15 protein-coding genes are annotated in these 12788 nt (G+C 35.7%); 8 read left to right on the forward strand and 7 right to left on the reverse strand.

Going from position 1 to position 12788, the window contains the following annotated elements; translation table 11 throughout:
• The first annotated feature begins 4 nt into the window (after positions 1–4).
• Positions 5–1417, forward strand: a complete 1413-nt coding sequence (locus QZ657_RS03435) for an alpha/beta hydrolase (RefSeq protein WP_291964993.1) — start codon at positions 5–7, stop codon at positions 1415–1417.
• On the opposite strand, the gene QZ657_RS03440 is transcribed toward QZ657_RS03435, so the two are convergent.
• Complete coding sequence (locus QZ657_RS03440; RefSeq protein WP_291964995.1) at positions 1404–2147, reverse strand: DJ-1/PfpI family protein; 744 nt, start codon at positions 2145–2147, stop codon at positions 1404–1406. The two genes, QZ657_RS03435 and QZ657_RS03440, sit on opposite strands and share 14 nt — an antisense overlap.
• Before the next feature lie 92 nt (positions 2148–2239).
• Here QZ657_RS03440 and QZ657_RS03445 point away from each other — a divergent pair, with 92 nt between their 5' ends.
• Positions 2240–2884 carry a DUF1684 domain-containing protein gene (locus tag QZ657_RS03445; protein WP_291964997.1) on the forward strand — a complete coding sequence of 215 codons (645 nt, stop codon included), beginning with the start codon at positions 2240–2242 and terminating at the stop codon, positions 2882–2884.
• An 83-nt stretch (positions 2885–2967) separates the two neighbouring features.
• On the opposite strand, the gene QZ657_RS03450 is transcribed toward QZ657_RS03445, so the two are convergent.
• The 5 genes from QZ657_RS03450 to QZ657_RS03470 all read right to left on the reverse strand — a co-directional run bounded on the left by QZ657_RS03450 (position 2968) and on the right by QZ657_RS03470 (position 6583).
• Positions 2968–4014: an outer membrane beta-barrel protein gene (locus QZ657_RS03450; protein WP_291964999.1), complete on the reverse strand. Its 1047-nt coding sequence runs from the start codon at positions 4012–4014 to the stop codon at positions 2968–2970.
• A 100-nt stretch (positions 4015–4114) separates the two neighbouring features.
• Complete coding sequence (locus QZ657_RS03455) at positions 4115–5353, reverse strand: ammonium transporter (RefSeq protein WP_276471893.1); 1239 nt, start codon at positions 5351–5353, stop codon at positions 4115–4117.
• Between the two features lie 30 nt (positions 5354–5383).
• A complete protein-coding gene (locus QZ657_RS03460) occupies positions 5384–5722 on the reverse strand; it encodes a P-II family nitrogen regulator (RefSeq protein WP_058104293.1) in 339 nt (112 codons plus the stop codon).
• A 291-nt stretch (positions 5723–6013) separates the two neighbouring features.
• On the reverse strand, positions 6014–6385 hold the full coding sequence (gene crcB / locus QZ657_RS03465; protein ID WP_291963701.1) for a fluoride efflux transporter CrcB: 372 nt from the start codon (positions 6383–6385) through the stop codon (positions 6014–6016).
• Positions 6386–6403: 18 nt separating this feature from the next.
• Positions 6404–6583, reverse strand: a complete 180-nt coding sequence (locus QZ657_RS03470; protein ID WP_291963700.1) for a hypothetical protein — start codon at positions 6581–6583, stop codon at positions 6404–6406.
• Between the two features lie 351 nt (positions 6584–6934).
• Between QZ657_RS03470 and QZ657_RS03480 the strand changes: the two genes are divergently transcribed.
• Complete coding sequence (locus QZ657_RS03480) at positions 6935–7321, forward strand: nucleoside triphosphate pyrophosphohydrolase family protein (protein ID WP_291965001.1); 387 nt, start codon at positions 6935–6937, stop codon at positions 7319–7321.
• Positions 7322–7447: 126 nt separating this feature from the next.
• On the opposite strand, the gene QZ657_RS03485 is transcribed toward QZ657_RS03480, so the two are convergent.
• Positions 7448–8518: a branched-chain amino acid aminotransferase gene (locus QZ657_RS03485; protein WP_291965003.1), complete on the reverse strand. Its 1071-nt coding sequence runs from the start codon at positions 8516–8518 to the stop codon at positions 7448–7450.
• Between the two features lie 108 nt (positions 8519–8626).
• On the opposite strand from QZ657_RS03485, the gene QZ657_RS03490 reads away from it, so the two are divergent.
• The 5 genes from QZ657_RS03490 to dnaJ all read left to right on the forward strand — a co-directional run bounded on the left by QZ657_RS03490 (position 8627) and on the right by dnaJ (position 12668).
• Positions 8627–9109: a DUF4920 domain-containing protein gene (locus QZ657_RS03490; RefSeq protein ID WP_291965004.1), complete on the forward strand. Its 483-nt coding sequence runs from the start codon at positions 8627–8629 to the stop codon at positions 9107–9109.
• Positions 9106–9768, forward strand: a complete 663-nt coding sequence (mnmD, locus tag QZ657_RS03495) for a tRNA (5-methylaminomethyl-2-thiouridine)(34)-methyltransferase MnmD (RefSeq protein WP_291963731.1) — start codon at positions 9106–9108, stop codon at positions 9766–9768. Before QZ657_RS03490 ends, mnmD begins: the two co-directional genes overlap by 4 nt.
• A 114-nt stretch (positions 9769–9882) precedes the next feature.
• Complete coding sequence (locus QZ657_RS03500; RefSeq protein ID WP_291965005.1) at positions 9883–10845, forward strand: TIGR01777 family oxidoreductase; 963 nt, start codon at positions 9883–9885, stop codon at positions 10843–10845.
• Positions 10846–10982: 137 nt separating this feature from the next.
• Entirely contained in the window at positions 10983–11540 is a 558-nt protein-coding gene (locus tag QZ657_RS03505) for a nucleotide exchange factor GrpE (RefSeq protein ID WP_291965006.1), read from the forward strand.
• Between the two features lie 9 nt (positions 11541–11549).
• Positions 11550–12668, forward strand: a complete 1119-nt coding sequence (gene dnaJ / locus QZ657_RS03510; RefSeq protein ID WP_291963729.1) for a molecular chaperone DnaJ — start codon at positions 11550–11552, stop codon at positions 12666–12668.
• Positions 12669–12788 lie beyond the last annotated feature (120 nt).

Below are 12788 nucleotides of genomic sequence, written 5' to 3' on the forward strand. Positions count from 1 at the left end.
AATGATGAAAAAAATACTACTTCTTACGTTCGTTTTAGTTTCTTCTATAGTTTATTCTCAAGAGCTTAGACTTCTTAAAGGTGCTATTACAGAAAATTTAATAGTAAACGATTCTGTCAATGAAACCTTTTCTCTTTATTTACCTACTAATTTTGATGTTAATAGGCCATGGCCGGTTACTTTTGTTATGGACTTGGAAGGAAAGGGCAGAGCAGCTCTTTCTGTGTTGAGCAGTGCTGCAGAACAAGAAGGCTATGTATTGGCCAGCTCTAATAACTTGAGTGATTCTCTTCCAATCTCTCAAAATGTTCTTATTGCAAATAGGATGTTAAATTCTGTATTTAAGTCTATACCTACTGCAAAATATAGAGTGTATACCGCAGGTTTTGAAAATGGGGCTATGTTCGCTTCCCTTTTACCTGCTTTTATAAGTGAACTGAAAGGAGTTATTTCTATAGGTGCTGCTATTGGTAGTTTTGAAGTTCTAAATCCCAAAAAACCTTATCAATTTATTGGCGTGGTCAACAGGGCGGATTTTAATTTTGCATCTATGTACCAGTCCAGATCGGAACTTAATAAATTGAAATTTCCTAATGAATTGTTGGTATTTGATGGTGAGCGAAATTTACCGGAAAAAAATATTATTGCAAAAGCATTTAGAATGTTGACATTGAGCAGTATGGCCAAAGGTCATTTACAACGAAACGATAGTTTGATCAATAGTTCTTACAATGAATTTTTGGTAGATGTAAATGCAAATGTGTCAAACCAAAAACCACTATTGGCTACCTATCAAATGTTGGATATGGAGAAAATATTCTATCCGTTAATGGAATTGGATTCATTAAAGGCTTCACAAAAAATATTAAGAAGAAGTACTTCGTATAAGCAGGCCAATAGAAGCCAGAACAGTTATTTTTTAAAGGAGTCGTTTACCAAGGAGGATTATAGCTACTATTTAGAAGAGGATATCATTTCTTATAACTATGCCAATTTAGGTTGGTGGAAATATCAAATGGAAGAACTGAATAAGTTGGATAAAAGTAGTAATCTGTTTGAGCGTCAAATGTCCTCTAGGTTAAGAGGTTACATCAATGCTTTGGTCTCCGATAATATAGATTTTATAGCTGCCGATGAAATAATAGATTGGGAAGCCTTGAATTTACTATATATGATAAAGACCATTACCGCTCCAACTGAAAGCGAGGGGTATTTAAATGTAATGTCTGCCAGTTCAAAAATGGAGGATTATGGTACGGCTTTATTTTATTTGGAAGAGCTATTAAAGATGGGGTATTCAGATAAACAAAAGCTTTATTCAATAGAACATACTTCGTTATTAAGAATTATGCCAGAGTTTAATGAGCTGATCGAAAAGTACTTAAAAGGCGCAAGATATGATGTTATTGAGCGGTAAGGTGTGGCACCTTGGCCAAATCCCAATCTATGACGAGACCTTTTGCCAAAGATTTGGTAATTTCCTTTCCATATAGCACTTCGCAAAGATATAATGCTGCTTCAAAACTTTTTGCACCACCTGCCGAAGTAATGTATTTTCCATCGTGAACAAAAAGTACATTGTCCTTTATGTTTAAATTGGGGAACATGTTTCTGTAATTTTCAACATCACTTGGAAAAGTGGTTGAAGCAACTGAATCTAGAATACCAGCTTTTGCCAAGAGGAAGGCTCCGTCGCAATGACTGGTCATGTACAGTGCGGTTTTGTCAATTTTTTTAATAAAATCCAGCATTAATGTGTCTTTCAAATCAGAGCCCATTGAATGCTCCGCGCTAGGTACTACCAAAATATCTATTTTGGGTAAATCATCTTTGGTATAATCATAGTCCGGCAGTATACGAACGCCTTCAAAAGTAGTGATAGGTTCTAGCGTGTTGGCAACTGTAAAAGTGTTCATTGCCTTAATATTCTCTCTATATTTTGTATGCTGAAAAATATCAAACGGTGCCGTAAACTCTGTGTTGAAAGTACCTTGCATAATTAGAAAGGCAACATTATAGTTTTTAGGATTTAGTTCTGGTAGTACTCTAGCTTTTTCTGTTATGACCTCTTTTTTTACAGCTGTATTGTTTTCTTGACAACAGCATAAGGTGATCAGTAAAATGGGTAAAATATATATAAACTTCATAATCAAAAATGTATAGGGTTCTAATGTACGATTATAAGTTAAAATAACTTAAGATGAATAAAATTGTATTTTTGAAATATAAAGAATGAACTATGAGATTATGTATTGCCGTTTTGGTTTTGGGTATGTTCGTTTCATGCGGACAAGAAAAGAAATATCACGATGTAAAAGATCAGGTCAAGTTAGCGGTAACATCAGATAAGATAGCAGATATTCTAAAATTTCAGGAAGAATTGAACGCTGAGTTTAAAGATCCGGAAACTTCTCCATTGGCAGATCGCTTTCGTATTAATTTTGAGTCGTTAGATTTCTTTGAGCCGGATACCAGCTACGTTGTTCAGGCAGAATTTATAAGAACGCCTGAAGCTTTACCTTTTGCAATGCCTACTACAACAAATAGAGAATCAACGGAGGTGGTTTTTGGTATTGCTAAATTTACATTGAATGGAAAGGATCATGAATTGGAAATTTATCAATCTCCAGAACTAATTAAGCAAGCAGAATATGAGGATTATCTTTTTTTGCCTTTTACTGATAATACTAACGGAGAAGAGACCTATGGTGGAGGTAGGTATTTAGATTTAACAATACCCAAGGGCGATAAGATAATTTTGAATTTCAATAAAGCTTATAATCCTTATTGCGCTTACAATAAAAAATTTAGTTGTCCAATTGTTCCTAAGGTCAATAATTTGGATACAGAAATTAAAGTAGGGGTGAAAGCCTTTGAGCATTAATGGGGAAAATAAAAAACCTCGGCAGGTATTGCCGAGGTTTTAAAACTTAAACTATAAAATCAACCATTAATTATATTAACAACTTAGAAAGAGTAGATAGCTGCTACTGCAAAAGTAGATAGGCTATTAGTTGTTCCAATACCGTCACTCTCTATAAATGGCTCAAAGTCGTTACCAAAACTATCCAATCTAATTTCTGGCTTAATAATCAAATTATCTTTTGTGTAGCTTCCTGTAAGGGTTAAACCAAGTACGGGAACATCATCATCTAGTAAGTCATCAGTAAATGCAATATATTCACCTCTTAGACCTATAGCAAAGCTATCTGAAGTGGTTAATTGTGGGTAAATAGCTGCTCCGTAAAAACCAGTTCCTGCCTCTGAATTATCATTGTAAGCCGCATTTATTCCAAAGAAGAAATCTTCTGAAAGATCAAATCCACCAGTGTAATCTATTTCAAATCCTAGCCCACCTCTAGTGCCATTGTCATAATATAAATTAAGATACTGTCCAGAAACTCCTAATTGAGCTCCATAAGCATACTCTCCTGTGCTACTTGTATCGTTAACATCCCATGGATTAGATACGGATAACATTAAGCTAACATCATCAGATAAGGCAATATCAGCTTTTACACCTAGGTGAGAAAATGGTCCGTTTGAAAATAAGTAAGAAACACTATAGTTAAAGTTGGCAGCAGGTGCTATTACTTCGTAACCTAAAAATGTATTCCAACGACCAGCGGTAAGTGTTACTTTGTCAGAAACGTTCCAGTAAGCATATGCTTGGTTAATAACGCCGTTTAAAACGTCGTTCTCAAAAGTAGCTTCTGTTCCTCTAGGTCCAAAAACTAAATCTACTACCACACCGGTATTTTCCATATCATAGCTACCTACAATATTAGCCATCCCTAAAGCAAAACCTGTTTGGTTGGCAAAAGAAGTTTCTGTAGCCGTTGTTGCATTTCCACCATCTTTAAAAGCTGTTCTCCAATAAGCATCTATAGATCCGCTTAAAGTGAATTTTTTCTCTTCTTCCTCTTCTTGAGCTACAACACCAGCCGCTGCAAAAAGCATAAGCCCTGTTGCGAAAATATTTTTTACGTACTTTGTATTTATAATCGTTTTCATAAGTTTTGATTTAATCCCTAATGGGATGAATTAATTTTGAGAAATTTATTTATTGAAAAGGTTGTGTAACGGAGCGTTCTGCAAAACGCTCCGTATTTTTTTAGTGTTGGTTCATTCTAAAATCAGCGTAAGCATCCATACCGTGCTCATGAATATCTAGACCTTCAACTTCTTCTTCTTTAGAAACTCTAAGTCCAATAGTAGCTTTAAGTACTCCTAAGATAATACCAGAGGTAACTATACAGAACCCGCCTACGATCAATACACCGTATAATTGTGTCATGAACTGAGCTCCACTGGCCATGCTACCAAAGATACCTACAACCAATGTTCCCCAAATTCCACAGATCAAGTGAACCGCTACGGCACCTACAGGGTCATCTAATTTTAATTTGTCAACCAAAGCAACACCACCTACAATGATAATACCGGCAATGAATCCAATGATTACAGCTTCGTTTGGTGACATTAAATCCGCTCCTGCGGTAATACCTACCAATCCACCAAGAATACCGTTCAAGAACATAGTTAAATCTAGGTTCTTATAAAGAATAGTAGAGGTAATCATTGCTCCAAATCCACCAGCGGCTGCAGCCAAACTTGTAGTCACCAATACTAAAGATGTCAATTCTGGATCTGCGGATAATACTGATCCACCGTTAAACCCGAACCATCCTAACCATAATATCAATACACCAGCGGTAGCCATTGGTATACTATGGCCCGGTATAGCTTTGGGTTTACCATCTTTACCGAATTTTCCAATTCTAGAACCTAAAAGATAAATTGCAACTAAAGCTGCCCACCCACCAACTGAGTGTACTAATGTAGAACCTGCAAAATCATAGAATCCCCATGAATCCAAGAATCCGCCTCCCCATTTCCAAGCACCTACTATAGGGTATACCAAACCAACATAGATTACGGTAAATATCATGAAAGCTCCAATTTTCATACGTTCTGCTACTGCACCAGATACAATAGTAGCCGCTGTTGCCGCGAACATTCCTTGAAAAAGAAAATCTGTCCACCATGTGTAGCCACCATCTGCATAGTCTGGTGTCATACCACCTTCAGGGGCACCTATACCAAAACCTGCAAATTTTAAAAGACCCATATCTCCTTCTTCAAAACCTGGGTACATTAAATTGAATCCCCATGCATAGTAAAGAAGTAATCCACCTGTAATAATGAAGATATTCTTGAACAATATGTTGATCGTGTTCTTTTGTCTTGTTAAGCCAATTTCTAAAAAGGCAAAACCAGTATGCATGAAGAATACCAATGCGGTAGCCACCATCATCCATACGTTATTTGCTGTAAATAATCCTGCGTCCATTTCGTTTAGTTTTTTAGTTAGTTATTTTATTTAGTTAATACCGGCCAAACCGTCTTCTTTAGTTCTTATTCTATATGCTTGAAGAACTTCGGATACAAATATTTTACCGTCACCTACATTGCCAGAGTAAGCTGCCTCTAGTATTTTATTAACTGTTTTTTCAAGAAAGTCATCTGATACTACAATGGTTAGGTACCTACGTTGTATATCTGTAGTACTGTAAGAGATACCACGGTACACGTGACCTTCTTTTTCATTACCTACACCTGTTACATCCCAGTAACTGAAGAAATTTACTTCAATACTGTGCAACGCTTCTTTGACATCGTCAAACTTTGATTTTCTAATAATTGCCTCGATTTTTTTCATTTGAATAAGTTTTTGATATTGCCAAATATATGTTAAAAACATTGGCACCCTAAAAATATGAGGGTATCTGTGTATATTTTTATGAGTATGATAATATATACCCCTAAAATTTTAGGGTATTGTTATTTATAGATAAAATTATTGATGATATGAAGAAGTGGGATAGGTTGATTTTCCTAAATCATAGAATAATCGTTAGAAAAAAGAGCGATTATCTAACGATTGTTTAATAAAACGGCAAATACCTAAAAAAATGCATAAAAATAAAATAGTACCTAATGAATGTTAGTTCTATAACATTTTACAGATCCACAACCCAAATGATATGGCCAATATACCTACGGCGACACTTGATCCCATGTAAAATGATGTTTGTAGCAAAGAAGATTCTTTAAGTAGTATATTACTTTCTAGTGCGAATGTAGAGAAAGTGGTAAAGCCTCCGCAGAAACCGGTGGCTAATAATAAAGTTTGATTTTCTGAAATGTAATTGTTCTTGAGGGAGAGTCCTATTAGTATACCTATTAGTAAGCAGCCAATTATATTGACCAAAAATGTACCTAAGTAGAAATTTGAATAGTAGGCGTTTAGGTTCTTGGATATATAGTATCTTAAAATACTACCAAAACCGCCGCCTAAAAAAACGAGTATTAATTGTTTCATACCTTATAAAGGTATAAACTAAACTGCTTTCTTGTAACTTGTGGTAAGTAAATCTAACGGGTAGATTACAGATGTTGGTTGTTTGGCTGATTTCTGGGAAGGTGTTTTGGCCTTTTGAGAAACAGTGATCAAACTTACTACCACCAAGGCGATGTTAATGCCTACTAATACTGAAAAAATTGTAAGAAATGTCATCATAATTTATTACATCTTATAGATGAATAACGCAAAATTACGGTATTTGGTATATATAACGGCGTTTATTACCGTTTTGTTGTGAAAACGATAATTTTTGTGGTGTAGGAAAAATTTTAACTATTCTTTTAGGAAAAACTTGATAAATAATAGTAGAATTAAGAATAGTGTAAAGAAAACACCTATCCATTTTACACCTTTAAAATTCTTTTGATGTAATTTCAGGTCCTTTTTATAAGAAATAACAATTATTATGGCAAAAACTACAGCAAATGCTATTGCAAAAATGATTTGTCCGGTGCTGAACATATTTTATATTTTTACGCAAAGCTAACCGAAAACAATATAATACGGATGAAAAATAAAATCAAAGCGGTAGAAGAGTTTCATAATTCTTTTGGTCTTGGCGTTTCAGAGCAAATGATCGCAGATTTAGGAGAGGCAAAGAATACTTTACGTTTTAATTTGATGGATGAAGAAAACAAAGAGTATTTGGAGGCTGCCATGAATAATGATATGGTGGAAGTGGCAGATGCTTTGGGTGATATGTTATACATATTATGTGGAACTATATTAGAACACGGTATGCAACATAAAATTGAAGAGGTGTTCAATGAAATTCAAAGAAGTAATATGAGCAAACTTGGTGGTGACGGTAAACCAATTTATAGAGAAGATGGAAAGGTGCTTAAAGGACCCAATTACTCCAAGCCAAATATTGCGGCTATTTTAGATAAATAAAACACCTTGTAACAAGCCAATAAGGAATTCAAAGGAAACAAGTTTTTAAATTATAGGCAAGCCTCGCGGGAATTGTACCTTTTGGCGGTGCCAATAAAAAAAAAGGGGGCTATATGCCCCCTTTTTTTATGCTTTTATCTTATATCTCCATCCAAACTTATCTTCAGATTTGTTGTACTGAATATCGGTAATGATTTTCTTTAATTGTTGTCCAAAACTATTTTCTAATTCTGGTAGGTCATAATCTGTGTCTCTATAGCCAAAACCGGCTATAGGAGAAATTACGGCTGCGGTACCGGCACCGAACATTTCTTTTAATGAACCGTCTTTTGCGGCTTCAACAACTTCTTTTACCGTAATTTTTCTAACCTCCGTTTTAATACCTTGGTCTTTGGCGATATCTAAAATACTTTTTCTGGTAATACCATCTAGGATACGGTCACTGGTAGGTCCTGTTAATAGGGTGTCGTTAATTCTTATGAATATGTTCATGGCACCGGCCTCTTCAATAAACTCGTGGTTGGTGTCATCTGTCCATATTACTTGATTATATCCTTTTTCAACGGCTAGTTGTGTGGGGTAGAACTGACCGGCATAATTTCCACCGGCTTTAGCATAACCAACACCGCCATTGGCAGATCTAGAATATTTCTCTTCTATAAGTACTTTTACTTTGCCAGAAAAATAGGAGCCGGAAGGTGCACAAGCTATTATAAATGTGTACTCATTTGCTGGCGATGCATGAAATCCATTGCCAGAGGCGAACATAAATGGTCTAATATATAGAGAACTACCATCTTTGGTAGGTATAAAATCTTTGTCCAAATTTAAAAGTGTGATCAAACCTTCCATAAAGTAATCTTCAGGAATTTCTGGAATACACATTCTTTTGGCAGAAATATTAAAACGCTTATGATTTTCTAACGGCCTAAATAAATAGACATCGTCATTTTTATCCTTATAAGCTTTCATACCTTCAAAAATAGACTGTCCGTAATGAAAAATCTTTGATGAAGGGTCTAATGTAATTGGTTGGTATGGTGTTATTTTAGGGGTTTCCCATGCACCGTTCTTATACTTGCATACCAACATATGGTCCGTAAATACAGAACCAAAGGCAAGATTATCAAAATCTACTTGGTCAATTTTTGACTTTTTTACCTTCTCTACTATAATATCTTTCGTTGCAATACTCATAAAATATGTAACTTTAGTTGATTAAAATTAAACAAATATCCATACTAGCACTTCTTTTTTAGTTTTAAATTGATGAGTTTTGCAGGTATATCAACATTTTTAGGATTTATGAAAGGATTTAACATATTACTTGCTTTTTTATTTGGGTTTTTTACGTGCCTCGCCCAACAAGAAGCTGAATTGGATGCAACTGAGTTTTATGGAGAAAAGTTTAAAATCACTTCTTTAAGTGATAAAAGTGAAGTAATGTCACAATTTGCATCTCTACCGGTGTCAGATTCTTTAAAACTTCAATTTAAGACCAAGGTTAAAGAAGTTTGTAAGGTAAAGGGGTGTTGGATGATCGTTGAGTTGCCTGAAGGTGAACAGGCAATGGTTCGTTTTAAGGATTACGGTTTCTTTATGCCTGCCGATATTCTTGAAAAAGAAGTCGTTTTGAACGGAATGGCATTTGTTGAGGAAATGAGTGTTGGTGATCAACAACATTACGCCAAGGACGGTGGTAAAACAGCAGAAGAAATAGCAAAAATAACAGCTCCTAAAAGAACTTATAGTTTTGAGGCAAGTGGAGTAATAGTTCCAATTAATTGAAAAGAGAAATTATTACCACGGGCGATGGTTCCAAGACCATTCAAATCATGGATTGGCAAGAGCAATACCATTCCAAACACGGCGCTATTCAAGAAGCTTACCACGTCTTTATTAAATCTGGCTTGGATTTATTCAATGATCAAGAGTTGAATATTCTAGAAATAGGTTTTGGTACTGGTTTAAATGCTTTCATTACATTAATTGAATATGAAAAGCGAAACCTTCAAATTAAATACACTGGTGTAGAGGCATATCCTGTTTCTCCAGAAGAGCTTGAACAATTAAATTATCTAGAGGAATTAGAGTCCCTTTCAAGAAAAGATGATTTTGATCTAATGCACGCTTCGGCATGGGGTAAAGAAATAGAAATCACTTCAAATTTTCACCTTACAAAGCAGCAAAAGTTTTTTAAGGATATTGATGAAACTGACAGGTTTGATCTAATTTATTTTGATGCCTTCGGTGCACGTGTTCAGCCGGAATTATGGACCGTCAAAATTTTTCAAATTATGTTCAATGCTATGAAAAGAGGAGGTGTTTTGGTTACTTATGCCGCTAAAGGTAGTGTTAGGCGTGCTATGCTAGAGGTTGGCTTTCTTGTGGAAAGATTACCTGGCCCGCCGGGCAAAAGAGAAATGTTGCGCGCCAAAAAACAATAGTCTTTTTTTGTTTTAGTGAAACTTTAACAGGTTGTAGGTCAATAGCTTTGGCAACTATGTTAAATCGGAATTAAATAGTATATGCAGAAGTATCAAAAAGTATACCTTTAGTCCATGAAAGTATTGATAACAGGTGCAACAGGTTTAGTAGGTAGCGAGTTGGTATCTCAATGCCATGATATAGGTTATACGGTAAACTACCTTACAACCCGTAAAAATAAAATTGTTTCAAAAGGTAATTACCAGGGCTTTTTTTGGGATCCAAGCAAAGGAGAGATAGATGCTAAATGTTTAGATGGTGTCTCTGTAATTATAAATTTAGCTGGCTCCAGTATTTCTAAGAGATGGACAAGCAGTTATAAAAAAGAAATTGTTGATAGTAGGGTCAATTCTTTGGATTTATTGAAGAAAGCCTTACTTGAAAAAGAAAATCATTCCGTTACTTCTTTGGTTTCCGCTTCGGCAATAGGTATCTATCCAGATTCTTTTAGTAATTATTATACAGAAAATGAAGAGAAGGTAGATGATAGCTTTTTAGGGGAAGTAGTTAAAATATGGGAAAAGAAAATCAATGAATTTAAGGCGTTGGGTCTGTCTGTCGCAAAAGTCCGCATTGGTCTGGTTATGTCAAAAAACGGGGGTGCGTTGCCAGAAATGGCAAAACCCGTTAACTATTATGTAGGTGCCGCTTTTGGTTCCGGAGAGCAGTGGCAATCTTGGATTCATGTTGCTGATTTGGCAGCCATTTTTCTTCATATAACTAAATACAGGTTAAAAGGTATATTTAATGGTGTTGCGCCTAACCCGGTTACCAATGTAAAATTGATTAAAGAAATAGCCAAAGTTTTGGATCGGCCATTATTTCTGCCCAATGTTCCAAAATTTGTAATGTATACGGTACTTGGTAAAATGGCATATATATTATTTGCCAGTCAGCGTGTCAGCAGTAAGAAAATAGAAGAAGAAGGTTTTGTATTTCAATATGCCAATATTTGTCAAGCCCTTAGCGCTATTTATGATACGGATTCTGACTGTGTAGATACTAATAATAAGGTGACAAAACAGTTTGTTTCGTAAGAACCGGTCAAAATATGAGATATGATTAATCCGCTATTTGGCGGATTTTTTTTAAACTTTTGTGACATTTTGACATTTTTAAAGAATTGGCAGTACTTTTGCCTGCTTTTAACCAGCGATTTAAATTACGATAAGTTATGAGTGATAAAGAAAACACTTTGGATGATGAATTCTTGGATGATGCGCTATTGGAAGGCGAAGAGCAAGAACAAAAGCTAGAGAATGAAGAGGGGGAAGAAGAAAAGTCAGTAGAAGAGACACTTAGTGAAGAGTTAGCAAAAGAAAAAGATAAGTTTTTAAGATTGTTTGCAGAATTTGAGAATTATAAAAGACGTACTTCTAAAGAACGTATGGAATTGTTCAAGACTGCAGGACAAGAGGTAATAGTTTCTTTATTGCCTGTATTGGATGATTTTGATAGGGCAATGAAAGAACTGGCAAAGTCAGAGGATACAGAAGTATTTAAGGGAGTAGAGCTAATTAATGTAAAGCTTAGGGAGACCCTTAAAAGCAAAGGTCTGGAATTGGTAGAGGCAAATGCCGGTGATGTATTCGATGCTGAAATACATGAAGCAATAACTCAAATACCGGCTCCTGATAAAAAGATGAAAGGTAAAATTATCGATGTCATCGAAAAAGGATTTAAGTTGGGAGACCGTATTATCAGGCATCCAAAAGTAGTAGTAGGAAATTAAAAGATTGGAATGAAGGAAGATTATTATGAAGTATTGGGCATCAGTAAGAATGCAACTGCTGCAGAAATAAAGAAAGCATACCGTAAAAAAGCTTTGCAATATCACCCGGATAAAAATCCAGGAGATAGTTCTGCCGAAGAGAAATTTAAAAAATCTGCTGAAGCTTATGAAATCTTAAGCGATCCAGATAAGAAAGCTCGTTATGATCAGTTTGGTCATTCTGCCTTTGAAGGTGGCGGTGGCGGCGGTTTTGGCGGCGGTATGAATATGGATGATATCTTCAGTCAGTTCGGTGATATTTTCGGCGGCGGCTTTGGCGGCGGCGGCTTTGGTGGTTTTGGCGGTGGCGGTGGCCAGCGTAGGGTTAAGGGAAGCAATCTTCGTATTAGGGTTTCTTTGACCTTGGAAGAAATTGCCAATGGCGTTGAGAAAAAGGTTAAGGTTAAAAGAAAAGTTCAGGCAGAAGGTGTAACCTACAAAACATGTTCTACTTGTAATGGTAGAGGTCAGGTAACAAAAGTTCAGAATACCATACTTGGTAGAATGCAAACTGCTGCGGTATGTAGTACTTGCGGTGGTAGTGGCCAGATTTTGGACCGTAAGCCTAACGATGCTGATGCGCAAGGTCTTAAAATTGCAGAAGAGACCGTTTCTATTAATATACCTGCCGGTGTAGAGGAAGGTATGCAGTTAAAAGTACCGAACAAAGGTAACGATGCTCCAGGAAACGGAGTACCGGGAGATTTGCTGGTAGCCATAGAGGCACAAGAGCATAGTACTTTAAAAAGAGAGGGAGATAACCTTCACTATGACCTTTATATCAGTATTTCTGATGCTGTTTTGGGTACTTCTAAAGAAATAGACGCCGTTGGTGGTAAAGTTCGTATTAAGTTAGAAGCTGGTATACAGTCCGGTAAAATATTAAGGCTTAGAGGTAAAGGTATTACCAGTTTAAATGGTTACGGTGCCGGTGATATATTGGTGCATGTAAATGTTTGGACGCCTAAGGAGTTGAATAAAGAACAACGGGAGTTCTTTGAGAAAATGCAGGGCAATGATAACTTTGAGCCAAGACCGGAGAAATCGGACAAGTCATTTTTTGAGAAAGTAAAAGATATGTTCTCTTAAATTCTAATTGATTAGTTTTTAAATAAAAAACGTATATTTGAGATAATATTGGGCAACCAATATTAATTTTCTTTTTCATAGCAATTTTTTTCCCATCCTTGATTTGTCAAGGGTGGGTTT

It is taken from the genome of Maribacter sp., from assembly GCA_020629415.1.
In the GTDB taxonomy this organism is placed as follows: domain Bacteria; phylum Bacteroidota; class Bacteroidia; order Flavobacteriales; family Flavobacteriaceae; genus Maribacter; species Maribacter huludaoensis.

Coding starts and splice junctions, on each gene's coding strand:
- QZ657_RS03460 (WP_058104293.1), bottom strand. CDS start 5,722: ATGAAAAAAATCGAGGCAATTATTAGAAAATCAAAGTTTGACGATGTC.
- QZ657_RS03455 (WP_276471893.1), bottom strand. CDS start 5,353: ATGGACGCAGGATTATTTACAGCAAATAACGTATGGATGATGGTGGCT.
- QZ657_RS03445 (WP_291964997.1), top strand. CDS start 2,240: ATGAGATTATGTATTGCCGTTTTGGTTTTGGGTATGTTCGTTTCATGC.
- crcB (WP_291963701.1), bottom strand. CDS start 6,385: ATGAAACAATTAATACTCGTTTTTTTAGGCGGCGGTTTTGGTAGTATT.
- QZ657_RS03480 (WP_291965001.1), top strand. CDS start 6,935: ATGAAAAATAAAATCAAAGCGGTAGAAGAGTTTCATAATTCTTTTGGT.
- QZ657_RS03485 (WP_291965003.1), bottom strand. CDS start 8,518: ATGAGTATTGCAACGAAAGATATTATAGTAGAGAAGGTAAAAAAGTCA.
- QZ657_RS03500 (WP_291965005.1), top strand. CDS start 9,883: ATGAAAGTATTGATAACAGGTGCAACAGGTTTAGTAGGTAGCGAGTTG.
- QZ657_RS03450 (WP_291964999.1), bottom strand. CDS start 4,014: ATGAAAACGATTATAAATACAAAGTACGTAAAAAATATTTTCGCAACA.
- QZ657_RS03490 (WP_291965004.1), top strand. CDS start 8,627: ATGAAAGGATTTAACATATTACTTGCTTTTTTATTTGGGTTTTTTACG.
- QZ657_RS03440 (WP_291964995.1), bottom strand. CDS start 2,147: ATGAAGTTTATATATATTTTACCCATTTTACTGATCACCTTATGCTGT.
- dnaJ (WP_291963729.1), top strand. CDS start 11,550: ATGAAGGAAGATTATTATGAAGTATTGGGCATCAGTAAGAATGCAACT.
- QZ657_RS03470 (WP_291963700.1), bottom strand. CDS start 6,583: ATGATGACATTTCTTACAATTTTTTCAGTATTAGTAGGCATTAACATC.
- QZ657_RS03435 (WP_291964993.1), top strand. CDS start 5: ATGAAAAAAATACTACTTCTTACGTTCGTTTTAGTTTCTTCTATAGTT.
- QZ657_RS03505 (WP_291965006.1), top strand. CDS start 10,983: ATGAGTGATAAAGAAAACACTTTGGATGATGAATTCTTGGATGATGCG.